This is a genomic window from Bradyrhizobium iriomotense (assembly GCF_018130765.1).
Lineage (GTDB): Bacteria > Pseudomonadota > Alphaproteobacteria > Rhizobiales > Xanthobacteraceae > Bradyrhizobium > Bradyrhizobium iriomotense_A.
The window spans coordinates 206,820-232,348 of record NZ_JAFCJZ010000001.1; the positions used below are offsets into that span (position 1 = coordinate 206,820).

Here is a 25,529-nt window from a genome sequence, read left to right on the forward strand (position 1 = left end):
CTTTCTCCAATGAATGACTTAGCTGCTGCTTAGAGACGGCTTGGACGGTTTGAGTTCATCCTCGGCCCTGACCGCCACGAAGCGCGTGTCGACGCGATCGACCAGCAGGACCATAGTTCCCTGCGGCAGGGGCGATGATGACGGTGCGGCGACCGCCCAGACGAAATGGCGGTTGCCATGGATGTCGGCGACGCTGACGCGGCCGGGCGGCCCCTGGTCGAGCGGACCGATGACGACCTCGCCGACGCGGCCGACGAGATCGCCGAGGCCAACGGCGTAGCTCTCATCCTTGGGAATGACCCGCGCGATCGCGCCGCTGGCGGCGCGGACCAGCGGAACCGAGACGACAACCGCCCCGACCGAGGCGACCGTTGCCGGCAAGGGGCCGGCCACCATTCGCGCGATGTCCTGGATCAGGAAGCCGGTGATGGAGAAGGCGCCAAGCACCAGCAGCAGGAAGATCAGCAGCGGCACGCCGCCGACATTGATCCAGGAGATGGCGTTGAGCACGCCGTTGTCGCTGGGATGGCTGAAATCGAAGCTGGTGCCAAGCATCTCGCTCAGGGAAGCCCCGATCAGCATCGTGACCACCTCAAGCGAGCCGACGATGACGATCATGGCCGCCGCGATCGCGAACGGCCTGACCTCGGGCGACATGACGTGTTCGAGCAATGCGCTCATGACACGGCACTCAGGAGCGCGACTTCAGCCGCGCCAGCCTCGCTGCAATCTCCTTGTCGCGATGCAACGTGCTGAGCTCGTCGATGTCGCTTGAGTACGGGATGGAGGCCGGCACGCCGGTCGCCCGTGCCACCGCCCTGCCCGCCCGCAAGGCCTTGGCTGCTGCGGAAGCCCCGCCCGACTTCCGGGGCGACGTCGAGGCCTGATGGCTCGCATGCGCCTCGCTCTTTTCGAGATCGGCGCGGCGCTGCTCGGCATCCTGGAGCGCCGACAGCACCGCGCGCAGCGAGGTCACGCATTGCTCGATCTTCTCGTTGTTCTCGTCGACGGCACGGGAGAGCACCTCGAACTGCGCCTCCAGGTCCATCTGCCGCGCGATGCCGGCACGAGCGAGATCGTCGCGGCCATCGGCGACTGCGCCCTCGATCTTGGCGGCGAGATCGGTCATCTCGCGCTCGATCTCGGTGCGGCGCGCGTTGAGGCGGTACTCCTCGGCGCGCGCGGCCGCGAGCGCGTCGCGCGCCTCGCTTTCCGCCCGCTCGATCTCGCGGATGGCCTGTCCGACCACCTTGAGCTTGTTCTTGCCTTCCGCCTGCTCGATCGCGTCATAGGCGATCCCGGCGATCAGGCGCCCGACCCGGGACAGGAAGTTGTCGGGGGCGGCAGCGATGGTATCCATGGCGTTCTCCTCCTCTGGCAGGCTGTTCGGCGTGACGCCGTAGTGAACTTCGAAACCGTCGTCGGTGCGGATGAGGTGCGCGGGCACGCTTTGCCCCCAGCCCTCGGCATAGCCGGCGTAGTCGAAGGGCACGCTGAAGCGCCCTTGCACGGTCGCAATCGAAATGGTGGCGGGCCCCTTGATCTTGGCGAGCTTGTCGTCGAGCGGCAGGCGGCGCCCTTGCGCTACGCGATATTCCGCGCGGTCGCGCAGGCCCAGCGTCACCAACCGCGACGGCAGTGCAGTTTCCTTGCGGATCGGCTCATAGGCATGGGCATGGAGCAGGACGACGTTGGACCCCACGTTATGGGTCCGCGCCACCTCGTCGAGAATCTCCATCATGCGGTCATAAGCCCTAAACGTCGCCTCGATGGCGGCCTTGGCGGCCGGGTCAGGGGCAAGCCTGTAACGCAGCGCGGATGGCGCGTTTCGGGGCGACTGGCTCATGGAAAGCACTAAAGCACCATTTTGGTACTTTAGGAAGAGGAGGCTCGATCACGTTCCACTGATCCCTATGCACTCTGTAGGTTAGTCGCTGCCGGCAGGGCCCGCGTTCAAGGACGGCAATCACCCCTAGCTCACGGCCAATCAAGACTTCTTGCACGCGCGGGTTGCAATTTGAGATGAAAATGGCGGGAGTGTTTGGCCACGCCGTTTGCTGCGCGCTGTCCCGGACGTGCTGCAGCGTGAAGCGCTGCGCTCGCAATGACGGAGCAAGGGGAAATACTGTGCCATACCTATTAGGTCCCAACTCGCAGACACGACTTCGCATCCTCGCGGCTCACTCTGCCCGAGCTTTGCTACGACACCCTCCTCTGTCAGAAGGCGCAGGGAAGACCGGGTGCCGGCCGGGCACCCACGGTCCACTGTGCGAAGATTGCGCTACAAGAGGCTGCACAGCGGCATACAGGTGAAGCCTGAACAACCGGCCTTCCCTGCGCAGTGGTTTGACGGCTTATGCCGTGCTCTCCCCGGGGAGCGATGCACTATTGCCCCCGTCGCCTTGCAGATCGCTGATGCACGTGCCCGGTCGGGCCGACGCATCACCGCAAGACTTGGCGCACAGACCCCGGGCGCCAGGACGACACGGTTTTGCCGTACGCTAGATTACACCGGTCGTGTGCGCGATGGCCTTCGCTCACGGTTGCCCGCCCTGCGATGCCTGTCGCGCCGATGTGACTAGCGTCCACCGCCGCTCGCCCCACGTTTCGTGACGATCGCGATACGCCCCTCTGACCGGGATGAGGTGGCGCAGGAATACGCCAAAGCCGAATTTCGGTAAAGTGGAATATTTTTGAGGTTGCGGATGGACCTGCAGGTTGTGTGTTTTGGCCGGCGGGCAACGCAAGGGCTTGTAGCCCGGATGAGCGAAGCGACATCCGGGATTCGTGCGAGCGGCGGCCCCGGATATCGCTTCGCTCATCCGGGCTACGAAAGGCTCGCCTCACGGCCGCCGGCACACCAGGTCGATCTCGATCAGCGCGTCATAGGCAAGGCCGGTGACGCCGACACAGGTGCGGGCTGGCAGGCAGCCGGGCGCGAAATACGTGCGATAAGTCTCGTTCATCGCTGCGTAATCCTCCTTGAAACGCGTCAGATAGATGCGCGCCATCACGACGTGCTCGAGGCCGAGATCGAGGCCCGCCAGAACGACCTTCAGGTTCTCCATCACCGCGCGGGTCTGCGCGACGATGCCGTCGGGCAGCACGCCCGGCATCTCGGGCGTATCCGGCATCTGGCCGGTGACGAAAACAAAGCCGTCGGTCTCCACCGCGTGGCTAAAGGGCGCGACCGGCTTCGGGCCGCCGCTGATCATGTGGAATTTCACTTGAGTTGTCCTTGTTACGATGCGTCCTGGAACAGGCGCTTGCTGAGAATGGCGTGCACGCCCCAATTGCCGTCGACGACTTGCGTCACGCCGAAATCGACGGCGGCCGACATCAAGGCGATCGCCTCGTCCTCACTGAGCCCTTTGGTGTTCATCAGGAAGCGCCGCATCTTGCGGAACGCATCCTTCATGGCGAGGTCGAGCGAGGACTTTGCATAGACCTCGCTCTGCCCCTGCGCGCCGAACTCGGCGAGGTAATTTGGGTGGCTGAAGCCGGTCAGCACCCAGTCGGTCTCGGTCTCGATCAGAGGGTAAGAGAGATCGGCGAAGGGACGCCCGGCGAGATCGGCCTTCTTGTGCAGGATCACCTCGAAGGTGCCGGTCATTGAGCATTCGATCGCGGTGCCGCTGAGCTCGCCGTCGCCCTGCGCGGCGTGGGGATCGCCGACCGACAGCAGCGCGCCGGGCACGGAGACCGGAAGATAGACGGTCGCTCCCTTCCCCAGCCGCCAATTGTCGAGATTGCCGCCGAAATAGGACGGCGGCACGGAATCGACAAAATCGACTTCGCGCGGCGCCACCGCGATCACGCCGAAATGCGGCCGCAAGGGAATGCGGATGCCGTCGAGCACGGCGTGCCGGCGCTTGACCGTACCGGGTGCGACGGGAACGCCGGGATAGTCGTAGGTGGCATGCACCACGCCGAAGGGATCGGTCTGCGGCTCCCAGCGATAGGAATAGAGCGCGCGGGCGTGCGGCGCGTCCACATCGTCGAAGATCTCGTAAATGGTCACGGCCTCGCGCGGCTTGGGACCGCTGAGAAACTCGTTGTAGTGATAGCCCCACCAGGCCGCCACCGAGGAGCCGAACACGCGCCCGGCATGGTTCGGGCTTCGGCTCGCCCGCGGCACGATATCGAGGATGCGCACCTCAAGCACGTCGCCGGGCTGGGCGTCCTTCACCGCGACAGGCCCCGTGCAAATGTGCACGCCGAACCCCTCGCCGGCACCCCGGCCGAACACGCTGGCGTCCATGGGGCCTGCGCCGCGGCGATCGACGTTCTTCTTGTCCCGCGTCCAGCCGAACACGCTTTCGGCGGCGGCATCGCCGGCGATCATCATGTCAGGGGCGTCAGAGGCGTGCTGCGTCAAGGTCTCGATGGTGATGGTATCGCCCGATGCGATCTCGATCTGCGGCGGCAGCGAGCGGCTGAAATAGCCCCAATGAACGCGGCTGGCCTCGACCGGGAGATTATGATGCCTGCGCTCCGTGCTCGTGCGCTCCCCGGCGCCGGCACAGGCGACGTTGCTGCGTGCCTCGACGCTCTGATGTGCGCGGAGTTGTGCCAGCGCCTCCTGTGGCCAGCCGCGCTGACCGGCGACGCCATGCTGCGAGGTGGCCCGCTCCGCCTCCTGCTGTCGAAACTCGCGCGGCGGCAGGCCGAAGCGATGACGGAAGGCGCGGCTGAAATGCGCGGAGTCGCCGAAGCCATAGGCGTAGGCGATCTCCGAGATCGAGCGATGCGCCTCGGTCGGGTTGGAGAGATCCGCCCAGGCGCGCTGGAGACGACGCTCGCGAACGTAGTGGGTAAAATTGTCGCCGACCGTTTCGAACAGCTTTTGCAGATAACGCTCGGAAATGCCCTCGGCCTGGGCGACGCGCGCCGGCACAAGGTCGGGATCGTCGAGCCGGCGTTCGATGGTCTGGCAGATCCGATGCAGCAGCGCGGCCTGCGTCGCGCTCGATCCGGCATCGGATGCCGAGGCCGCCAGTTGATGCGCGAGCGTCAACAGCAGATCGACCAGCGACTGCGCGAGCGAATTCCATTCGGCATCGCTCAACGTGTCGAGCGTACGCGCAGTCGCATCCAGCATGCGCGCGAACACATCGGCAAAGCCCCCCGGTGGAACCACGCGGGGCTCGCCAAGCCGCGGCTTGCCCGACAGGCGTCCGTGCAGCGCCTCCGAGGTCACCGACAGCACGATGGCGCGCATGTCGCGCTGGAACACGATGCTCCAGTCGCCGCTGCGCGGCAGCAGCACGAGATGGCCGACGGGAACGATGCGGTGACCGCCGGCGCTTCTGAGCACCATGCCGTCCTCGACCGGCATCAGCGCGATCGGGACGTCTTCATTGGCTTGCGAGAGCGGCGCGACGCTCTGCGCGCCCGCGGCCATGCGCGTCAGCGCAACACCTGCGGCCTGGCGATGCGAGGCGGTTGCGTGCCCGTCAAAGAAGGAATGACCGCCTGCCGGCTGCAGGCCGACCGCCGCCAGCACGTCCCGCCACGCTTCGGGGCGGTCGTCTTGCGCGTAGGATTCGCTCGTGAACGGCCGGAAGCTCATCGGATCGACCCAGATTGCAGTCGATCGAAGCAACCTCTGTGCCAGACGAACGCGGTCGTCCGTCGCAGCGACGGGCCGCAAATGGGGTTCGTTGGTCAAGTGTTCATCCGGGAATTGGACTGTTCTTCAAAGTGTTAGAGTTTGGCGATCCCCCTTCGTCATTCCGGGGCGCGCGCAAGCGCGAACCCGGAATCCATTGCGCACAGGAGACGGTGGTGAAATGGATTCCGGGTTCGACGCGTTGCGTCGCCCCGGAATGACGAGTGGAGAGATTCAGTCGCATCGAAACATGTTCTTGCGGATCGTGCCGTGGACGCCCCAATTGGCATCGACCACCTGGGTGACGCCGAAATCCGCGCCGACCGACATCAGCGAGATCGCCTCGTCCTCGCTGAGGCCGTGCACGGTCATCAGGAACCGGCGGAGTTTTCTGAACGCATCACGCATCGCACGGTCGAGACTGCTGTGATTGGCAATCTCGGTTTGGGCATCGGCGCCGAGGGCCGCGAGATAGTTCGGATAGGTGAAGCCGTAGAACGACCAGGCCTGGTCGGTCTCCAGCATGGGATGGTTGAGGCCTTCCAGATGGGTGCCGGCCAGATCAGCCTTCTTGTGCAGGATGAATTCGAAATCGCCGGTCAGCGAGGTCTCGATCGCGGTGCCGCCGAGCTCGCTGTCGCCTTGCGCGGCGTGGGGATCGCCGACCGAGAAATAGGCGCCGGGCACGGCCACCGGATAGAACATCCGCGCGCCCTTGCCGATGCGCCAGTCGTCGATATTGCCGCCGGTGTAGCTCGGCGGGATCGAGCTGACGAAATCGGCTTCGGATGGCGCAAGGCCCATCGTGCCGAAATGCAATCGTGCGGGCACCTTCACGCTGGAGAGGATGTTCTCGCGTTTCCTGATGGTGGCGTGATCGACGCGGACGCCGGGATAGTCGATGGTCGGATGCACGATGCCGTCGGGATCGGTCTGCGGCGTCCAGACGTAGTTGTAGACGGCCTTGGCATAGGGCTCGCCTGAGGTGTCGAGCTCGAAGATGGTGACGACCTCGCGCGGCTTCGGCTCCTCGATCAGGTCGTGATAGTGAAAGCCCCAGTTGGCGGCGACATTGGAACCGAAGCAGCGGCCGGCATGGCAGGCGCTGCAGCTCGGCCGCGGCCTGATATCGAGGATGCGCACTTCGAGAATGTCGCCGGGCTCAGCGCCTTCGATCGCGACCGGCCCGGTGAGAAGATGCACGCCGATGCCCTCGCCTGCGCCGCGGATGAAGGGGCCTTCGACCGGGCCTGAGCCGCGGCGCGCCACAGCCTTGTGCTCACGCGTCCACTGGAACACGCTCTCGGCGCCGGGATCGCCCTGGATCATGCGTTCGTAGTCGTCGTTGGCATGATGCGTCAGCGTCTCGATGGTGGCACGATCGCCGGAGCGCAGCGTCAGGGCCGGGGTGACCTTCTTGGAGAAATAGCCCCAGTGGACGGTCTTCGGCGAAACCGGCAGCGTGACATGCTTCATGAGGTGGCCTCTTCGGGAGTCGTGAACCTTGTGGCGGAGACGCTCATCGCACTGCCTCCGGAGTCTTGTCGGCTTCCATCACGTTGAGGAAACGCGCCGTCAGCGCGTTGCGCGGGCTCGAGAGCACCTCGTGCGCCGGCCCCTCCTCGATGATCGCGCCACCGCTCAGGAAAGCGACGCGGTCGGCGACCTCGTCGGCGAACCGGATCTGGTGGGTCGAGATGATCATGGTGAGGCCGTCGTCGATGGCGAGACGCCGGATCACCTCCAGCACCTCGTTGACGAGCTCGGGATCGAGCGCCGAGGTCGGCTCGTCCAGCAGCAGCACACTCGGATTCGGCGCCAGCGCGCGGGCGATGGCGACCCGTTGCTGCTGGCCGCCGGAGAGATGCCGCGGCAGCGCATCGGCGCGATGTGACAGCCCGACGCGGTCGAGCAGCTCGCTGGCGCGGCGGTCGGCGTCGATGCGGGTCATGCCGTGGACCCAGCGCAAGGGACCGGCGATGTTCTCCTTCGCCGAGAGATGGACGAACAAATTGAACTGCTGGAACACCATGCCGACGCCAACGCTGGCCCGCTCATTGGCGAGGTCGCGGGGTGACAGCGGCTTGCCGTTTTCGCCGAACCCCAGCCGGCGGCCGCCGACGCGCACGGTGCCGGCATCCCAGTTTTCGAGATGGTTGATGCAGCGGAGCAGCGTGCTCTTGCCGGAGCCGCTCGGACCGAGCAGCGCCACCACCTCCCCCACACGGACCGTGAGGTCGAGACTGTCGAGGACCTTTTGCGGACCGTAGCTCTTGGTGAGATCCTTGACCTCGACCGCGATGTTGTTGCGCGCGATCGTCGCGGTGCGGCGGGCGCGTTCCTCGCGAGTCAGGGCCAGGGGCGGCGTATCCGTGAGCTCCGCTTGCGCGGGCTCGGGATCGATGGCGGTCGCATCGGCAAGTTCCAGCTTGGCGACAAGGTCGACACGGCACCAGGGCAGATAATCGGCGAGCTTGCGCTCACGCCCTTTCGCGCGGTCGAGATCGAGCAGCCATTCGACGAAAAGCTGAATGCCGCTGATGGTCGCGGTCAGCACGAGATAGAGCAGGCCCGAAGCGAAGAAGATCGAGAAGAAGTCGAATGTGGAGGACGCCAGCTGGGTCGAGCGCAAGGTCAGCTCCTGCACCGCGACCACGGAGGCGAGCGAGGAGTTTTTCAACGCACTCACCGCCTCGTTGCCGAAGGCCGGGATCATGGTGCGGATCGCCTGCGGCGCGATCACCCGCCACATCAGGATCCGGGGTGTCATGCCGAGCGCCTGCCCCGCCGTCACCTGCCCGCGATCGACGCCGAGCACGCCGGCGCGCAGCATCTCCGCGATGAACGGTGCCTCGTTGCAGGCGAGCGCGAGACCGGCGGCCAGCACTGCCGGCAGCTTGATGCCGATATGCGGCAGCGCGTCGTAGGCGAACACCATTTGCAGGATCAGCGGCGTGCCGCGGAAGATCACGGTGTAGGCCCTGGCGATCGCCGCCAGGGGCCAGAAGCGCGAGAGCTGCATGCCGGCGAGGATCAGTCCGAGGATCAATCCGCCGCCGAGCCCGAGGGCAGTCACCTCGAGGGTGAGCTCGATGCCCTCGAGCAGATACGGCATGCTGAGGTAATGGAGGAACAGCGACATCAGTCTGCCGTCAGGATGTCCGGCTCCTTGAAGTTGTTCACATCGAGCCCATGCTTCTTCAGAAGCTCCATATGCGTGCCGGCCTTCTGCACCTCGATCAGCGCGGCGAGCACGGCGTCGCGGAATTTCGGCTTGTCCTTGGGCACGGCGATGCCGACCGAATACGGGATCGTCACCGCGATCGCCTTCTCCAGCTTGTCCGGATAGGCCTTCACCGCGCTGTCGACCGTATTGACGTCGTTGACATAGGTGTCGGCGCGGCCGGCGAGGATCGCCTGGATGCAGTTGGCGTTGTTGTCGTAGAGCTGGATGGTCGGCTCCGCTTTGCCGGCCTTCTTGCATTCCGGGATCAGCGCCTGGATCAGGGGCACCTCGACATAGCCGGTGTTCTCGGCGGCAGCAGCGCCGCACATCGACATGTTGATGCCGTTGATGCCTTTCGGATTGCCCTTGGCGACCAGTACGCCGTCGAACACCTTCGAGTAGGTGATGAAGTCGGCGGCCTTGGCGCGCTCCTTGGTGGCGTAGATGTCGGAGATGACGATGTCGGCCTGGCCGGCGGCGAGCGTGGTCAGCAGCGCTGCGAACACCACGGGCTTGTAGGTCAGCTTGAAGCCGAGGCATTCGCCGATGGCTTCGCCGAGATCGATGTCGAAGCCGATATATTTGCTGGGATCCTTGGGGTCGATGGTCTCATAGCCCGGCGTGTGCGGGTTGATGGCGTTGACGAGCGTCTTGCCCTTCCAGTCCGGATATTTCTCCTGGAGCGCGGTGCAGGCGGCGGGCGCTGCGGCCTGTGCGCTCAGCGGTGCGGCGGCGACGAGGCCGAAAGCGATGGCCGCGCCGAGCGCGGCCTTGCGCCACGGCATCGATGCGCGCGCCGTTCCCCGCCGCGCCTGGGGCAATACCCGTCTGTCCATGTGCTGCTCCTTCGAATTGGCATGGCCATGTGACTGAACTCGGCCATGTTGCTGAACTCGAAGGTCAGCCTAGGTTCAGAGCGCACGGGAAAGCTTGTCCGCGGGCGTACAAAAAATTGGATGGAGGCGGCCCGCGATTTGGGCAAGCGGCTGCACAAAAACTGTTCGCATGCACGAAAGCGCCGCCAGTGCGGGATTCCGAATTCGGGGGAACCAAATCATCCTGGATGGCGCAGCAATCTGCGCGATCTCAAAATCATCTCGTGAGGCTATTTGACAGAGATATGGCGCCTGCCGACGGAGATACGGGGGCGGACCGACGCATCTGCGTGCTGCATCCACAGCATTCCACAGGCTGTCCGCAGCATATCCACAGGTCGACTATGCCGGATTCGCGAGCCCGTGCGGGCCACTTGCTGCGCACAAACCCACAGGTCAGCTATGTCAGCCGCCGGCCTGATCGAACACGCTGCGGCAAGCTTCGCTCAAGCTTGATCGGTTACGGCGCAGGCACGCGGTGATGGCGCGGACGTTGGGGATCTCGCCGGCGCAGAGCCGGTAGACGTCGGGGGTGCAGGCCCGGCGCTGTTCGGGTGTTCCCTGCTGCGCTTGAGCGGCGGAGGCAAACAGCGTCAGGAACAGCCCGACCGTCGAGGCGCGGCGCGCCCGGCTCTTCACACCCGCAAACCGCAAGAACCTTGTCTTCATGACCAAGTCTCCCGTTCTGCCCGCCCGTTCCCGGCCCACGTTGGCCGGTCGTTGCGAAGGGGTAGGAGAAATAAATCGCCGGGAATGTGATCTCTTTCACACTGGCTATGGGCCCCGGACGCCTAGGTTCCCGCGGGGATTTCTTCAGGAATCGCTAACCAAACGGGACCCGATCGCCGGATCGTTAAAATGCGAACGATCGGCTCAATCGGCTGACAAACCGGCTTTGCGACATTGCGCCATCCGCGTTCTGCGAGGGTGTGATGAGCGAAGCCGAATTCAACTTGCTGCTGGATGCCGTCCGGGACGCCATGATCGTTGAAGATTTCACGACCGCGCCGGAGGAGGAATTCGTGCCCCGTTCGTGGTCGTATGACGCAACACCTAAAGCCGCCAACGACAATGAGGGCGCCTGGCCCCTGCTGCCGTTTCCGGACGGCTGGTACGCGGCCTGCTGAGGCCCGCCTTGCCGTGACCTGATGCGCCCGCCTTGCGGGCGGTTTGGCATCACCGCGCGCCCGGGGAACCGGCGCAGCCCCGATCAAGTCTTGACGCGCTCCTCGCCCTGCTGCGGCGCCCGGTCGGGTGCAGCCGGCGGAAAGATGCTGTCATAGATCGCGCGCGCCTCGGCAATGAGGCGGGCCCGTTCCAGCTCGGATTTCGGGACAAATCGAACGACGTCGCCCACGTGCTCTCCAGCTCCAGGGTTTTGGATGCGTCACTTCGCAGATGCGAAGTCTATGCCAGAGGGCCTGAATCGGGGGGCCGCCAAGCCCCGGGCAAACCCGGTGGCGGCGCCTGCAGCGCAGCTCGGCTGCCGGCGCGCGCGGCCTCGGCGGAACCGCGCAGATATTCAATTTTTGCTGGAAGATCAGAGACTTGCGATGGAGGCCACGACCAGAATTGAACTGGTGTACACGGTTTTGCAGACCGTTGCGTAACCACTCCGCCACGTGGCCCCGTAAGGGCGGACCAATATAGGGGATCAATGGCTTAGGCAACCGCCTTCGTCCGACTTTGGCGGCGATCGCCTCTTTCCGATGTGGACCGAAGTCAGGCGCGCTTGCTGCGCCGGAAATCGCGCCGGCGGCTCTTCGGAGCCGGCTTTGGCGCCAGCTCCGGCATCTCGGCCTGGACCTCGCGGTAGCGGGTTAGCATCCGTTCGAAGCTGGCATGCAGTGCCTCGGCGATGTCGGGACGCCGCTCGAGGCCGGCCAGGATCGTCGCGGCCGCTTCGATGGTCGAGAGGCCGTCGCGGCGCGGCTCCTTGCGCAGGCGTCCGTAGCGCGAGGGACGCTGCGGGTTGAGGATCACGCGCTGGCATTTCAGCATCCAGGGATTGCGCCACCACAAGGCCTTGGCCTGGCTCCAGGTGCCGTCGAGCAGCACGACGCCTTCGAGCTTGCCGAGGATCGCGCGCTGGTTCTCCGCGACCTCGCCCTTGCGGGTCAGCGCCACGATCTCGCCCTCGGCCTCGAGATCGGCCGCACGGGCCGAGCCGAGATAGAGCACGCCCCAGCGGGCGGCATTCTCGACCGGCCGGCCCAGCGCCTTCGACAGGCTCGGCCAGGACAGGCCGACCCGCACCGTGGCATCGGCAAAATGCTTCGCCAGCAGCCGCGCGGTGCCGAGCGCCCTGTCCTGCTCCTGCGGATGCTGCAGGATCAGCAACGAAAGCCGGTTTTCAATGGGCGTGACACTGTCGCAGATGCACAGCGGCATCGGCTTCTGGCAGTGCGGGCATTCGGGGATCGCCTCGGGCGCAGTGGCTGGGGTCTCGGACGGGTTCGACATGGTCGCCGCTATACGCTTCGCGCGGCGCAGCAACAACCTATTCCGCGGGCGCGGGCAGCGCACGCCGCTCTGACCGTCGCCGCAGGCGGTCGATCAGGAGGTAGATCACGGGCGTGGTGTAGAGCGTCAGGATCTGCGAGACGAACAGGCCGCCGATGATGGTGATGCCGAGCGGACGGCGCAGCTCCGTGCCGGGACCGGTCGCGATAACCAGCGGAATGCCGGCGAACAGCGCCGCCATCGTCGTCATCAGGATCGGCCGGAAGCGCGCCTGGCAGGCCTCGAAGATCGCCTCCGCCGAAGACAGGCCGCGCTGGCGCTCGGCGTCGAGCGCGAAGTCCACCATCATGATGCCGTTCTTCTTGACGATGCCGATCAGCAGGATGATGCCGACGAAAGCGATCACGGTCAGTGGCGTGTTGGTCACCTGCAGGGCCAGCAGCGCGCCGAGGCCGGCCGAGGGCAGCGTCGAGATGATCGTGAGCGGATGGGCAAGGCTCTCATAGAGGACGCCGAGCACGATATACATCGCCACCAGCGCGCCGAGGATCAAGAGCGGCTGGCGGCCGCTGGTCCTGGCGAAATCGCCGGCGTTGCCGTCGAAGCTGCCGCGGATGCCTTCGGGCATGTGCAGCTCCTCGACCGCGCGCTGGATGTTCTGCGTGGCAGCCTGGAGCGGCACATCGGGCAGCAGGTTGAACGACACGGTCGTCGAGGGGAACGACTGCGAATGATAGACCGCGAGCGCGGCGAGCCCGCGCGTCGCATGGACCACGGCCGACAGCGGCACCTGCACGTCGCCTGCGCCGGCGACATAGATGCGGTCGAGGTTGGAGGGATCGACCTGGAATTTCGGGTCGATCTCCAGCACAGTCATGTACTGGTTGCGCTGGGTATAGATGATCGAGATCTGCCGCTGCGAGAACGCGTTGTTCAAGGCGTTGTCGATGTCCTGGACATTGACGCCGAGTGCGGAGGCCTTCTTGCGGTCGATGGACAAGGTCAGTTGCAGCCCGCCCGGATCGCGGTCGCTGGAAATGTCGGTGATCCCCTCGACACTCTCCATGCGCTTGGCGACAATCGGCGCCCATTTCTGGAGCAGGTCGAGATCGGTCGAGGAGAGCGTGTACTGGTAGTCGGAATCGCTCTGCCGTCCGCCGGCGCGCACATCCTGGGCGGCGAACATGAAGAGGCGGATGCCGGGCACCGGGAACAAGGCACGGCGGAGCCGGTCGATCACCACCTGCGTCGAGACGTGATCACGCTCCTCCGGCGGCTTCAGGCTGATGAACATGGTGCCGCGGTTCGAGGTCGCCGCGCCCGGCCCCCCGCCTCCGCTGCCGACGGTCGAGCCGATGCCTGCCACGGCCGGATCCTGCATCACGATGTCGGCGAGCCGCTGCTGCAGGCCGAGCATCGACTGGAACGAGATATCGGCTGAGGCGCGCGTCGCCCCGATGACGAAGCCGGAATCATCGGTCGGGAAATAGCCCTTGGGGACCTTGATGTAGAGCGTCACAGTGAGGCCGATGGTGGCGAAGAACACCAGCAATGTCAGCATCGGATATTCCAGCACGGTCCGTAAGGTGCGCGCGTAGAAGGCGACGATGCGCGACAGCCAGCCCTCGATCACACGGTCGAACAGCGTCGCGGTGCCCGACGTGGTCTGCCGGATGTAATGCGCGCAGATCATCGGCGTGACCGTCAGCGACACCAGCGTCGAGACCAGGATCGCGAAGGTCAGCGTCAGCGAGAATTCGCGCAGCAGGCGGCCGACGATGCCGTCCATGAAGATCAGCGGCGTGAACGCCGCGATCAGCGACAGGCTGATCGAAACGACGGTGAAGCCGATCTGCTTGGCCCCCTCCTGCGCCGCCTGGAACGGCCGCATGCCATGCTCGAGATTGCGGAACATGTTCTCGATCATGACGATGGCGTCGTCGACCACGAAGCCGACGGAGATGGCGAGCGCCATCAGCGACAGATTGTCGATCGAGAAGCCCGCGACCCACATGCCGGCGCAGGTGCCGGCCAGCGCCAGCGGCACCGAGATGCCGGCCGCGATCGTCGGCGTCATCCGCCTCAGGAACACGAACACGACGACCATCACGAGGAACGCGGTCGCAAGCAGCGTCCATTGCATGTCCAGCACGCTGGCGCGGATCGTGCTGGTCCGATCCACCAGGGTGGAGATATCGACGCCGGCGGGGATCCACTGCTTCAACTCGGGGATCAGCGCCTTCACCCGGTCGACGGTGTCGATGACGTTGGCATCGCCCTGCTTGGTGATCTGGATCAGCACCGCCGGCTGCTTGTTGAACCAGGCGATCGAGCGGGCGTTGCGGACGGAATCCTCGATATCGGCGACGTCGGAGAGCCGGACGAAATTGCCGTTGGAGCTCTTGATGACGATGTCGCGGAACTCTTTCGCCGTGCGCATCTGCTTGTTCAGCGACAGCGTCTCGCTCTGGCGTTCGCCGTTGAAGATGCCGACGGGGCCGAGCGGATTGGCGTTGATGATCGCAGTCCGGACGTCGTCGGTGGCAATGCCGGCGTTCGACAGTGCCACGGGGTTGAGCTGCACCCGCACCGCCGGCTGGTCGGCGCCTGAGACCGTGACGTCGCCGACACCGGGCACCTGCGAGATGCGCTGCGCCAGAACCGTGTCGGCGACGTCGTAGATCGCGCTCGCCGACAGCGTCTTCGAGGTCAGCGCCAGCACAAAGACGGGCGCGCCGGCCGTGTTGGCCTTGCGGAACTTTGGCAGCGTCGGCAGATCGCTCGGCAGGTCGACGAGCGAGGCGTTGATCGCCGCCTGCACGTCGCGCGCGGCCTTGTCGATGTTGCGGCCGATGTCGAACTGGAGCTGGATGTTGGTGATGCCGAGCGAACTCGTCGAGGTGATCTGATTGATGCCCGATATTTCGCCGAGGCGCCGCTCCAACGGCGAGGCCACCGTCGCGGCCATCACGGAGGGATCGGCGCCGGGCCGGCTGGCCGAGACGAAGATCGCGGGAAAGTCGACGTTCGGGACCGATGCGACGGGCAGGAACTCGTAGGCGACGACACCCAGCAGGAACAACCCGATCGACAGCAGCGTGGTCGCGACCGGACGGCGGATGAAGGGCTCCGAGATCGATGCCATCACTGCATCCCCTCGGTCGCGCCCGCGACCGGCGGGCCGCCGGATTCGGCCGGCGGCAGCGCCTGCTCGAGGCGGCGGTTGATGCGGTCGAGCGCAAGATAGATCACGGGTGTGGTGTAGAGCGTCAGGAGTTGGCTCAGCAGCAGGCCACCGATGATGGAGATGCCGAGCGGAAAGCGCAGCTCGGCGCCGGTGCCGCTTTCGATTGCGAGCGGCAGCGCGCCGAACAGCGCGGCCAGCGTCGTCATCATGATCGGACGGAAACGCAAGAGGCACGCCTGCACGATCGCCTCGTTGGGCGACATCCCCTGCCCGCGCTCGGCCTCGAGCGCGAAGTCGATCATCATGATCGCGTTCTTCTTGACGATCCCCATCAACAGAATGATGCCGATCAGGCCGATCACCGAGAGGTCCTGCCCGCACAGCACCAGCGCCAGGATCGCGCCGACGCCGGCCGAGGGCAGCGTCGACAGGATCGTGATCGGGTGGATGTAGCTCTCATAGAGCACGCCCAGCACGATGTAGATCGTGATGACGGCGGCGAGCAGCAGCCAGGGCTGTCCCGCGAGCGCCTTGGCGAATTCGGCGGCATCGCCCGCGTAGACGCCGACGATGCTGTTGGGCATGCCGATCCGGGTCTCGATGGTCTTCACGGCTTCGACGGCATCGCCGAGCGCGGCGCCCGGCGCGAGGTTGAAGCTGAGCGAGATCGACGGGAATTGCGCCTGGTGCGAGATCGCGAGCGGCGCCGTGGTGCGCTTCAGCGTCGCCACGGCCGAGAGCGGCACCTGGGCGCTGGGCGCGCCGACGGTCGTGCTGGCGGCGCCCGGCAGATAGAGTTTTGACAGGATCGAGGGATCGCGCTGGTACATCGGCAGCGCCTCCAGCACCACCCGGTACTGGTTGGCCTGGCCGTAGATGGTCGAGATCTGCCGCTGCGCGAAGGCGTCGTTCAGCGTGTCGGTGATTCCTTGCAGGCTCACGCCGAGCTGGCCCGCACGGGTGCGGTCGACGTCGAGCTGCGCCCGCAGGCCTCCCTCCTGCGCCTCCGAGGAGACATCGCGGAACAGGGGATCGCGCCGCATCTCCGCCACCAGCTTGCGCGCCCATTCGCTGACCAACGCCGCATCGGTGCCGGTCAGCGTGTACTGGTATTGCGAGCGGCTCGACTGGGTCGAGATCTGCACGTCCTGCACCGGCTGGAAATAGACGGTCATGCCGGGGATGCCCGCCACCCGCTCCTTCAGCCGGGTCACGACCACGCCGACATCGTCGCGCCGCTCGCCGCGCGGCTTCAGCGTCATGACCAGACGCCCGACATTGGTGGTCGGGTTGACTGAGCCCGCGCCGATCACCGAGACCACGCCGACCACGTCAGGATCGGCCTTGATGGCGTCGGCCGCCTCGGCCTGACGCTTCTGCATCTCCGCGAACGAGACGTCGGGCCCCGCCTCCGTCACCGCTGTGATCGAGGCGGTGTCCTGCAGCGGCAGGAAGCCTTTTGGCGCGACGACATAGAGGACGAGCGTCGCAATCAGCGTCGCGAAGGTCACGACCAGCGTGAGGCGCTGGTGCTGCAACACGACAAGCAGCGTGCGGTGGTAGAACTCGACGGTGCGGTCGATGAAGCGGCTGATGGCGGCGAGGCCCGGTACCGCCAGCTCCTCGTGCGCGTGCTTGAGCAGCCGCGAGCACATCATCGGCGTCAGCGTCAGCGAGACCACGGCCGAGGTTACGACCGCAATCGTCAGCGTCAGCGCGAACTCGCGGAACATGCGGCCGACCAGGCCCGACATGAACAGCAGCGGGATGAACACCGCGATCAGAGACACCGTCAGCGAGATCACGGTGAAGCCGATTTCGCTGGCGCCCTTCAGCGACGCCTCCATCGGCCCGTCGCCGTTCTCCATGTGGCGAACGATGTTCTCGATCATGACGATGGCGTCGTCCACGACGAAGCCGGTGCCGATCGTCAGCGCCATCAGCGACAGATTGTCGAGGCTGAAGCCGGCAAAATACATGATGCCGAAGCTGGTGATCAGCGACAGCGGCAGCGCGACGCCCGCGATCAGCGTGGCGCGCAGCGAGCGCAGGAACAGCAGCACCACCAGCGTCACCAGCACGACGCTGAGGATCAGCGTGAACTGCACGTCGCGTACCGAGGCGCGGATGGTCACGGTGCGGTCGGAGACGATGGTGAGGTTCACGCCGGCCGGAATCGCGCGCTGCACCTTCGGGATCTCGGCGCGGATCTGTTTCACGACGTCGATGACGTTGGCGCCGGGCTGGCGCTGGATGTCGATGATGACGGCCGGCGTGCCCTGGTACCAGCCGCCGGTGCGGTCGTTCTCGAGGCCGTCGACGATCTGCGCGACGTCGGCGATCGTGACCGGCGAGCCGTTGCGATAGGCGATGATAACAGGCTTGTAGGCGTCGGCGGCGGCGATCTGGTCGTTGGCGGCGATGATGTAGGATTGCTGCGCGCCGTCCAGCGAGCCCTTCGGTCCTGAAACGTTGGCATTGGCGATCGCGGTGCGTAGATCCTCCATGGCGATGCCATAGGCGGCAAGCCGCGCCAGATCGGCCTGGATACGCACGGCCGGCTTCAGCCCGCCGAGCACGGAGACACGCCCCACGCCGGAGATCTGGCTCAACCGTTGCGCCAGGATGGTATCGGCGATGTCGCTCATCACCCGCAGCGAGATCGTGTCCGAGCGCAGCGCCAGCGTCATCACCGGCGCATCCGCCTGGTTCACCTTGGCGTAGGTCGGCGGGTAAGGCAGCGTCTTCGGCAGCACGCCGGCAGCCGCGTTGATCGCGGCCTGCACGTCCTGCGTCGCCCCGTCGATGTCGCGATTGAGGTCGAACTGCAGCGAGATCTGGCTGACGCCGAACGAGCTTGTCGAGTTCATCGCCGACAGCGACGGAATCTGGCCGAGCTGCCGCTCCAGGGGCGCGGTGATCAGCGAGGCGATCACGTCGGGGCTCGCGCCCGGCAGCTGCGTCGTCACCTGCACGGTCGGGAAGTCGACCTGCGGCAGCGCCGAGACCGGCAGCGCGAAATAGCCGAGCAGCCCACCGATCAGCAGCGCGATACCGAGCAGCGAGGTCGCGATGGGCCGGCGGATGAAGGGTTCGGAGACTCCCATGGAATACGCCTGCCGCCTAGGCGGCTGTTGTGGGGATCATGGCTGCTTGGCTCCAGATCCCGATGCCCCCGGCCCCGGTGCCGGACCGGTCTGTCCCTTCTGGTCGCCTTCGCTGCTGTTTCGCTTGGCGCGGAACTCGCCGTCCTTGCCTTGTCCGTCCTTTTTCTGGGCATCCGGACCGCGCGAGCGCTTGCGCGGGGCGAGATCGGCCGACGGCGTCTGGTCGTCGCGGCCGACAACAACCTTGGAGCCGTCAGACAGATTGGCAAAGCCCGTGGTGACGACCTTGTCGCTCGCCGACAGGCCACTGGCGATCACGGCATCATGCTCGTTCTGCTGCGTCACCGTCACCGGCTTGGCGGAGACGACATTGTCCTCGCCGATGACATAGCTGAAGGTGCCGACCGGGCCGCGCTGCACCGCAGACGTCGGCACCACCAGCGCCTGCGTCAAGGTCTCGACCTTGAGGCGGACATTGACGAACTGGCCAGGCCAGAGCTGGTAATTGGCGTTGGGGAATTCCGCCTTGAGCCTGAGCGTGCCGGTGGTCTGGTCGACCTGGTTGTCGATGCCCGTCAGCTTGCCGCTGTCGATCACGGTGACGCCGTCATTGCCGAACACGTCGACCGCGAGCGGCCCCTTCGCCGCTGCCGCATTGACCCGCATGATCTGCTGCTGCGGCAGGCTGAACCACACCGCGATCGGCTGCAATTGCGTGATCACCACAAGGCCGGTGGTGTCAGCGGCGTGGATGATGTTGCCCTGGTCGACCTGGCGCAGGCCGGCGCGCCCCGACAGCGGCGCCACGATCTTGGTGTAGCTCAGCGTTGCCGCCGCATTGTCGATCGCGGCCTGGTCGGCCTTGACCAGCGCCTCGGTCTGCGCGACCAGCGCGCGCTGGGTGTCGGCCTGCTGCTTGGAGCCGGCATTGGTCGCAGCGAGCTGCTCGTAGCGCGTAAGGTCGATGCGCTGGTTGGCGAGCTGGGCCTGGTCCTGCGCCTTCTTAGCAACCGCCTGATCGTACTGCGCCTGATAGATCGCCGGATCGATCTCGCCGAGCACGTCCCCCTTCTTGACGTCCTGGCCTTCGGTGAAATTAACCGCGATCAGCTTGCCGTCGACCTGCGAGCGCACGGTCACGGTGTTAAGTGCGCGGATCGCGCCGACGCCGTCGAGATAGACTGGCACATCCTGGATGCGCGGCGTCGCGGCCAGCACCGGCACCGGCAGATCGGGCCGCTGGTTACGGCCGTTCGCCTGCTGTGGCTGCTGATGCCAGACGGTCCATCCGAAATAGCCGAGCCCGCCGAGGATCGCGAGCGTGAACAGGGTCATGACGAAGCCGCGGCCGCGCGATTTCTTCGCCGTCCCTTCTTTCGCGCCTTCCTTCGTATCCGGCTTAAAGAGCATTGACCGGTTTCTCCATTCGCGGCTCCCAGCCGCCGCCGAGCGCCTGATACAGGCTGACGATGGCGAGAAGCCGTGCGAGTTGGGCCTGCCACAACGCGTCTTCGGCCTGAAATAGTGTCTGCTGGACGTTCAGCACAGTCACGATGTCGGCTGTGCCGGCGCGCAATTGCTGCTCGGCGAGATCGAAGGCGCGCTTCGACGAGGTAACGACATCGCGCTGCAATTGTAGCTTGATCGTGGTCTGCTTGATCGAATACAGCGCGTTGTCGACGTCCGCAAACGACTGGATGATGGTCTTGCGGTAGGTCTGAAGCAACTCGTCCTGCCGCGCCTTGGCGAATTCGAAATTGCCGAGGATCTTGCCGCCGTCGAAGATCGGCTGCGTCGCGCTGCCGACGAGCTGGAAGAACGCCGCGTGCGGCTGAAACAGCGAGACCAGCGCCGAGCTCTGATAGCCGCCATTGCCGGTGAGCTGGATGGTCGGGAAGAACTGCGCGCGCGCGTTGCCGATATTGGCGGTCGCCGACGCAAGCTGCGCCTCCTGCCGGCGGATGTCCGGCCGCTGCGTCAGGATCTCCGACGGCAGGCCGGGCGTGACGCGCGGGATCGCGATGCTGTTCAGCGAACCGCCGGCGATGCGCACACTTTCCGGCGGCCGCGACACCAGCACGGCGAGCGCATTCCGGTTCTGGTCCAGCGTCTGGCGCAGCGGCGGCACCAGGGCCTTCTGGTTGGCGAGCACGCTCTCCTGCTGGGCGACGTCGAGGTCGGTGCCGGTGCCGGCCTTGCGGCGCTCCCGGATCGCATCGAGGATGCGCTGCGCGCTCGCGATATTGCTCTGGGCGGTACGCAGGCGATCCTGCGAGGCCAGCACCTGGAAATAGGCATTGGCGACGGCGGCGAGCGTCGTCAGCGCGACGGTGTCGCGATCGAAGCGGTTGGCATTCGCCGTCTCTTCCGCCGTCTGCAGCGCATCCCGGTTCTGGCCCCAGAAGTCGAGCTGGTAGCTCGCACTCAGCGAGGCCGAATAGTTGACGACTTCGCGCCCGCCATTGGTGAGGCCGGAGGACGACGAGCCTGAGGTGCGCGAATAGGTTTCCGATCCGCTTCCCGACAGGTTCGGCAGCAGTGCCGCACCGGCCTGCCGCGCCTGGGCGTCCGCCTGGACGATGCGCGCCACGGCGGCAGCGATATCGAGATTGACGGTCTGCGCCTCCTCCATCAGCTGCGTCAGCTCGGCGGAACGGAAGCCGCGCCACCAATCCAGCGACGGCGGCGCATCCCCCTTCCCGGCATATTTGTACTGGGTGGGAACATCGAGCGCGGGATCGGGAAGATCCTGCGTCAGCACGCATGCGCCTGAACTTGCGGCGAGGCACAGCACGGCAAGCCAGCGCGCTGTACGACGCGTCCGGGACGCAGACCCCAAAGACCGCCGCACGGCGATCACCGGAACATGCTGTGTCACATCCACCCCCCGCCGGGCAGATCAAGCCGCCACCGCGCAGCCGGATTAACCGATTCGCAGCGGGACAGTCGGGGGGCTTGTGGCAACTCGTTCACAGGTAATGCTTTCTGCGGAACCTTGGGCTTCATACTAGCCGGGCGCGGAACAGCGGGACAGTCCCGCAGGTGCGAGATGGCGGCGCCTGCGCCCTTTCCATCACAACCAAGCAAATGCAAGATATGCCTGTGTTGCAGAGACTTCTCGACTTTTCACGACGTCGAAAAGAGCGTTCAAGCTTACCAAGATTTCATGTGATATTGGCGCCACACCCAGATGAGAGTGGCTTGATCCGGCTGCACCGGTCAGCAGCGCGCTGCACGCGGCCCTCAGCTCCGTCCCAAGGCGCAGCCGGCCACTCTGGCGAGGCGGCCAGCGATCGAGCACGAACACCCGGCCACCGCAGGTTTATATGTCCGCGTTCCGCATGCCGGGAACCACGTTCGGCCAAGTTGGCTTGCACGCGGTGGAGATTGGCTGTGAGAGCTGCTTGCGACGACCGATATCTTCCCTGTCCCGACGATCGAAGGGCATATCCATTCTGCCGCTATCCGGGATCGCATCCAGCATCGTTCGCGCTGTTCTCTGCTCGGGAATATCGCCAGCCCGCGGGCCGCCTCCACCACTTTCGCCGCAGCGCAAAAGCCTTCCCCTTTGGCCTCCCAGGCACTAGGTTCTGGCCAATCAGATCAACCCTTTGCCAGTGATTTCCCCCGACATGACCATTCGAACCAACGTTGTCGAAGCGATCGGCAACACACCGCTGATCAAGCTCAAGCGCGCCTCGGAATTGACCGGGTGCACCATCCTTGGCAAGGCCGAATTCATGAATCCCGGCCAGTCGGTGAAGGACCGGGCCGGAAAGTGGATGATCCTGGAGGCCGAGAAGCGCGGCGAGCTCAAGCCCGGGGGCCTCGTGGTGGAAGCGACCGCCGGCAACACCGGCATTGGCCTGGCGGTCGTCGCCAGCGCACGCGGCTACCGCACGCTGATCGTGATCCCGGAGACGCAGAGCCAGGAGAAAAAGGACTTCCTGAAGCTGTGCGGCGCCGAGCTAATCGAGGTCCCGGCCCTTCCATTCGCGAACCCCAACAACTACCAGCATGTCGGCCGCAGGCTCGCTGACGAGTTGCGCAAGACCGAGCCGAACGGCGTGCTGTTCGCCGACCAGTGGAACAACCTCGACAACGCCAAGGCGCATTACGAGTCGACAGGACCCGAGATCTGGGAGCAGACCGGCGGCAAGATCGACGGCTTCATATGCTCGGTCGGCACCGGCGGCACATTGGCCGGCGTCAGCCGCTATCTCAAGGAGAAGCACCCGGGCATCGTCAACGCCTGCGCCGATCCGCAGGGGTTTGCGATGTACGAGCTGTTCAAGAACGGCCAGGCCAAATCGACCCCTGGCGACTCCATCACCGAGGGTATCGGCCTCGGCCGCGTCACGCCCGTGATCGAAACCGCCAAGGTCGACGATGCCTTCCTGATTCCGGACGCCGAAGCCGTGTCGGTGATCTACGACCTGCTCCAGCACGAAGGCCTGTGCCTCGGCGGCTCGACCGGCATCAACATTGTCGGTGCCATGCGCCTCGCCAAGCAGCTCGGGCCGGGCAAGACCATCGTCACCGTGCTGTGCGATTCCGGCAGCCGCTACCAGTCCAAGCTGTTCAACGCGGATTTCATGCGCGCCAAGAACCTGCCGGTGCCGGAATGGCTGGAGAAGCGCAGCAACATCAAGCCGCCGTTCGTCTGATCGGCGGCAACCTCCTCACGTCGGGGACGGGCGTCCACGAGTTCGCGCCGGGGCAGCCGGTTTACGCCCCCTCGTCGCCTTCCGAGGCCGCAGCACAATAGTCGCGCCAGAACTGGCGATAACCGGCTTCGAGCTCACGCGTGTAGACCTCGACATTGCCGGCGGGCGAGGCTGCAATCTTTGCCGGAAGGTCTGCGCGCAACTTCGCCAGAAGCTCAGGCTGCGAGGCAAATTTCCGGGCGATCTCGATATAGCCCTCGTCATCTTCCGCGACCCAGTCGCCTAGACCGACAGAAGCCACGATCGAGGCGCCGGCCCGCGAGGGGGCGCCGTTGCCGAGCTTGGTCACCACGGGAACACCCGTGTAGAGCGATTCCCAGCTGCTGATGCCGCCATTTTGCGGGAACGTATCCAGGGAGATATCGACATTGGCGAAGGCCAGCAGGTGGTCGTTGCGCGAGGTGAAGCCCAGGCAGGTGATGTTCTCCTCGGCAATTCCCTGCGCGACGAAGCGTGCGACCAGGCCGTCGCGCAGCAAGGGTTCGTCGAGCAAACCATGCTTGACGATAATCCTCGACCCCGGCAGCTCCCGCATCAGGCGCGACCACACACGGATCGCATCATCCGAAATCTTGTAGATGCGGTTGAACACGCCGAAGGTGACGTAGCCGTTGCGCAGCATCGGCAGCTCCGACGGCTGCAGATCCGCGACGGGCTCCATCGTGATCAGACACGGCAGATCGTGGATCTTTTCGGGAAACAGATGCCGGACCGATGGCGGAATGAAAACGGGATCCGCGAGCACGTAGTCCATGGTCTGCATGCCCGTGCCCGTCGCATGTCCGAAGCCGGTGGCCTGGATCGGAGCCGGCTTCCGCGCGAAGACCCGCAGCCTGTTAGTGTTCGTGTGGCCCGAAACGTCGATCAGGATGTCGACATTGTCGGCCTCGATGCGATCGGCGAGTTCGTCGTCCGAAAGTTGCCAGGCATCCACCCAGACGTCCGCCAGTTGCTTGAACATGGCGGTGTACTCGTCCGCGCCCGGCCAGGAGTAGTAGCAGATGATCTTGAAGTTGGCGTGATCGTGATGGCGCAGCACCGGCAGCAAGGTGAGTCCCGCCGAGTGTTGGCGGAATTCAGCAGCGACATAGCCGACCACAATCTGCTTGTCCGGATCGAGCGGCCGCTTTGGCAGTGTCCGCCGCGGCAGCTTGGAGCCGATCAAGTCCCACCAATCTCGTCGCACCGCCTGCTGCAGCGCAAAATCGGCCTGGGGGAGGTAGTCCTGCAAGAAGATCTTGCCCCTGATCGCATCCTCGTAGTCCGGCTTTATCGCCAGCGCGCGATCGAGATATTCAATCGCGGCGTCCATCTCTCCCTGGTTCGAATAACAGAAACCCATCAACGCCAAGCCGAGCTCGGAGCGCGGATTTTGCTCGATCAAGGCCGTCGCGGCCGCCATCGCCTGCGCGGTCTTTCCCATCACGAGACAGGCCTGTGCCTTGCCCTGGAGAGCCAGTTCGAACTTGGGCGAAATCGCAAGCGCGGCCTCGAAATCCGCAAGCGCCGGCTCCAGGCGCTGCAACTCGTAACTGAGCCGACCACGCTGGGCGAGAATCCTCGGCGAGCCCGGCTTGATCGCGAGCGCCATGGCAAACTTGGCTGCCGCCTCCTCGTGATGCCGGAGCTCCATGCTGATGATGCCGTTGCCGACGATCGCCTCGGCGTGCCGCGGCTGAAACAGCAGGGCGCGATCGAAACTTTCCTTGGCGCGCTCGATCTGTCCCAGCAACATCTCGACCATGCCGCGATTGCAGAACGCATCGGCATAATCCGGCTTGATCTTGATTGCGCGCTCGTGCAGCGCGAGCGCCTGTTCGTACTGCCCCAGATGCATCAGCGTATTGCCGAGATTGGTCAGCGCGACCGCGAAATTCGGCTTCAGCGCGATGGCCTTCTCCTGGCACCGCCGCGCCTCCTCGAAATTGCCGAGGTCGAAATGCACGGTCGCGAGGTTGTTGTGGGCATCGTGCAGACGCGGATCGAGCGCAATCACGCGCTCGAGCAGCTCCTGCGCCTCCTCGAGGCGCCGGCCGTCATGCGCGCACATCCCGAGCAAGTGCATGGCGTCGACATGATCCGGAAGCGCTTTCAGGATCTCACGGCAGAGCGCTTCGGTCTCGGCATATTTTCCCTGGCCATAGGCCGCGGCCGCAGCGGAGATGATGGCGTCCGCCTGCTTCATCAATTTCTTCTGCAATCGCGCATTCTGGAATGCGCGTGCGCCGGCGCCGCTGTTCTGCAAGGTTGCTCTCCGGAGGATGGCCCAGAACGAGTCTAACTGATTCGCAAGCCTGGCCAGCCGGCCGGCCCACCGGCAGCGCCCCCGGGAT

Annotated in this window: 17 protein-coding genes and 1 tRNA gene; 2 read left to right on the forward strand and 16 right to left on the reverse strand. The window is 65.3% G+C overall.

The annotated features are described in order from the left end of the window. Positions 1 to 18: 18 nt before the first annotated feature. The 8 genes from JQ635_RS00960 to JQ635_RS00995 form a co-directional block, all read right to left on the reverse strand. A complete protein-coding gene (locus tag JQ635_RS00960; RefSeq protein ID WP_211408018.1) occupies positions 19 to 681 on the reverse strand; it encodes an OB-fold-containig protein in 663 nt (220 codons plus the stop codon). Between the two features lie 10 nt (positions 682 to 691). Then, positions 692 to 1,855, reverse strand: coding sequence for a PspA/IM30 family protein (locus tag JQ635_RS00965; RefSeq protein WP_211408019.1), 1,164 nt, complete (start codon positions 1,853 to 1,855; stop codon positions 692 to 694). Between the two features lie 988 nt (positions 1,856 to 2,843). Continuing rightward, on the reverse strand, positions 2,844 to 3,227 hold the full coding sequence (locus tag JQ635_RS00970) for a RidA family protein (protein WP_211408020.1): 384 nt from the start codon (positions 3,225 to 3,227) through the stop codon (positions 2,844 to 2,846). Positions 3,228 to 3,241: 14 nt separating this feature from the next. Beyond that, on the reverse strand, positions 3,242 to 5,572 hold the full coding sequence (locus JQ635_RS00975) for an acetamidase/formamidase family protein (protein WP_211408463.1): 2,331 nt from the start codon (positions 5,570 to 5,572) through the stop codon (positions 3,242 to 3,244). A 273-nt stretch (positions 5,573 to 5,845) separates the two neighbouring features. Continuing rightward, positions 5,846 to 7,087 carry an acetamidase/formamidase family protein gene (locus JQ635_RS00980; RefSeq protein ID WP_211408021.1) on the reverse strand — a complete coding sequence of 414 codons (1,242 nt, stop codon included), beginning with the start codon at positions 7,085 to 7,087 and terminating at the stop codon, positions 5,846 to 5,848. Between the two features lie 43 nt (positions 7,088 to 7,130). Further along, positions 7,131 to 8,753 carry an amino acid ABC transporter permease/ATP-binding protein gene (locus JQ635_RS00985; RefSeq protein ID WP_211408022.1) on the reverse strand — a complete coding sequence of 541 codons (1,623 nt, stop codon included), beginning with the start codon at positions 8,751 to 8,753 and terminating at the stop codon, positions 7,131 to 7,133. Next, the gene (locus JQ635_RS00990) at positions 8,753 to 9,622 is read right to left on the reverse strand and encodes an ABC transporter substrate-binding protein (RefSeq protein ID WP_433996547.1); all 870 of its coding nucleotides are present in this window, start codon (positions 9,620 to 9,622) and stop codon (positions 8,753 to 8,755) included. Before JQ635_RS00990 ends, JQ635_RS00985 begins: the two co-directional genes overlap by 1 nt. Positions 9,623 to 10,117: 495 nt before the next feature. After that, complete coding sequence (locus tag JQ635_RS00995; RefSeq protein ID WP_211408024.1) at positions 10,118 to 10,381, reverse strand: hypothetical protein; 264 nt, start codon at positions 10,379 to 10,381, stop codon at positions 10,118 to 10,120. A gap of 263 nt (positions 10,382 to 10,644) precedes the next feature. Here JQ635_RS00995 and JQ635_RS01000 point away from each other — a divergent pair, with 263 nt between their 5' ends. Then, entirely contained in the window at positions 10,645 to 10,839 is a 195-nt protein-coding gene (locus JQ635_RS01000; RefSeq protein ID WP_211408025.1) for a hypothetical protein, read from the forward strand. Between the two features lie 83 nt (positions 10,840 to 10,922). Here the strand turns inward: JQ635_RS01000 and JQ635_RS01005 are convergent, their stop codons facing one another. From JQ635_RS01005 to JQ635_RS01035, 7 genes are all read right to left on the reverse strand, one after another. Continuing rightward, a complete protein-coding gene (locus JQ635_RS01005) occupies positions 10,923 to 11,069 on the reverse strand; it encodes a hypothetical protein (RefSeq protein ID WP_167361661.1) in 147 nt (48 codons plus the stop codon). Positions 11,070 to 11,266: 197 nt separating this feature from the next. Further along, a tRNA-Cys gene (locus tag JQ635_RS01010) sits at positions 11,267 to 11,340 on the reverse strand. A 94-nt stretch (positions 11,341 to 11,434) separates the two neighbouring features. Continuing rightward, positions 11,435 to 12,175 (reverse strand): tRNA-uridine aminocarboxypropyltransferase, encoded by a 741-nt coding sequence (locus JQ635_RS01015; protein WP_211408026.1) that lies wholly within the window; start codon positions 12,173 to 12,175, stop codon positions 11,435 to 11,437. Between the two features lie 37 nt (positions 12,176 to 12,212). Continuing rightward, on the reverse strand, positions 12,213 to 15,320 hold the full coding sequence (locus tag JQ635_RS01020; RefSeq protein WP_211408027.1) for an efflux RND transporter permease subunit: 3,108 nt from the start codon (positions 15,318 to 15,320) through the stop codon (positions 12,213 to 12,215). Continuing rightward, a complete protein-coding gene (locus tag JQ635_RS01025) occupies positions 15,320 to 18,469 on the reverse strand; it encodes an efflux RND transporter permease subunit (RefSeq protein WP_211408028.1) in 3,150 nt (1,049 codons plus the stop codon). Before JQ635_RS01025 ends, JQ635_RS01020 begins: the two co-directional genes overlap by 1 nt. A 36-nt stretch (positions 18,470 to 18,505) precedes the next feature. After that, positions 18,506 to 19,879: an efflux RND transporter periplasmic adaptor subunit gene (locus JQ635_RS01030; protein ID WP_211408029.1), complete on the reverse strand. Its 1,374-nt coding sequence runs from the start codon at positions 19,877 to 19,879 to the stop codon at positions 18,506 to 18,508. After that, complete coding sequence (locus tag JQ635_RS01035) at positions 19,869 to 21,353, reverse strand: efflux transporter outer membrane subunit (RefSeq protein WP_211408030.1); 1,485 nt, start codon at positions 21,351 to 21,353, stop codon at positions 19,869 to 19,871. The genes JQ635_RS01030 and JQ635_RS01035 overlap by 11 nt, the downstream gene beginning before the upstream one ends. A gap of 748 nt (positions 21,354 to 22,101) precedes the next feature. Between JQ635_RS01035 and JQ635_RS01040 the strand changes: the two genes are divergently transcribed. Further along, complete coding sequence (locus JQ635_RS01040) at positions 22,102 to 23,136, forward strand: cysteine synthase A (RefSeq protein WP_211408031.1); 1,035 nt, start codon at positions 22,102 to 22,104, stop codon at positions 23,134 to 23,136. Between the two features lie 61 nt (positions 23,137 to 23,197). Here JQ635_RS01040 and JQ635_RS01045 read toward each other — a convergent pair whose 3' ends face one another. Continuing rightward, positions 23,198 to 25,441, reverse strand: coding sequence for a tetratricopeptide repeat protein (locus tag JQ635_RS01045; RefSeq protein ID WP_211408032.1), 2,244 nt, complete (start codon positions 25,439 to 25,441; stop codon positions 23,198 to 23,200). Positions 25,442 to 25,529 lie beyond the last annotated feature (88 nt).

What these genes read in the sequence shown, in the direction of transcription:
- JQ635_RS00960 (WP_211408018.1), bottom strand. Translation starts at nt 681, where the DNA reads ATGAGCGCATTGCTCGAACACGTCATGTCGCCCGAGGTCAGGCCGTTC.
- JQ635_RS00975 (WP_211408463.1), bottom strand. Translation starts at nt 5,572, where the DNA reads ATGAGCTTCCGGCCGTTCACGAGCGAATCCTACGCGCAAGACGACCGC.
- JQ635_RS00980 (WP_211408021.1), bottom strand. Translation starts at nt 7,087, where the DNA reads ATGAAGCATGTCACGCTGCCGGTTTCGCCGAAGACCGTCCACTGGGGC.
- JQ635_RS00985 (WP_211408022.1), bottom strand. Translation starts at nt 8,753, where the DNA reads ATGTCGCTGTTCCTCCATTACCTCAGCATGCCGTATCTGCTCGAGGGC.
- JQ635_RS00990 (WP_433996547.1), bottom strand. Translation starts at nt 9,622, where the DNA reads ATGCCGTGGCGCAAGGCCGCGCTCGGCGCGGCCATCGCTTTCGGCCTC.
- JQ635_RS00995 (WP_211408024.1), bottom strand. Translation starts at nt 10,381, where the DNA reads ATGAAGACAAGGTTCTTGCGGTTTGCGGGTGTGAAGAGCCGGGCGCGC.
- JQ635_RS01000 (WP_211408025.1), top strand. Translation starts at nt 10,645, where the DNA reads ATGAGCGAAGCCGAATTCAACTTGCTGCTGGATGCCGTCCGGGACGCC.
- JQ635_RS01015 (WP_211408026.1), bottom strand. Translation starts at nt 12,175, where the DNA reads ATGTCGAACCCGTCCGAGACCCCAGCCACTGCGCCCGAGGCGATCCCC.
- JQ635_RS01020 (WP_211408027.1), bottom strand. Translation starts at nt 15,320, where the DNA reads ATGGCATCGATCTCGGAGCCCTTCATCCGCCGTCCGGTCGCGACCACG.
- JQ635_RS01025 (WP_211408028.1), bottom strand. Translation starts at nt 18,469, where the DNA reads ATGGGAGTCTCCGAACCCTTCATCCGCCGGCCCATCGCGACCTCGCTG.
- JQ635_RS01030 (WP_211408029.1), bottom strand. Translation starts at nt 19,879, where the DNA reads ATGCTCTTTAAGCCGGATACGAAGGAAGGCGCGAAAGAAGGGACGGCG.
- JQ635_RS01040 (WP_211408031.1), top strand. Translation starts at nt 22,102, where the DNA reads ATGACCATTCGAACCAACGTTGTCGAAGCGATCGGCAACACACCGCTG.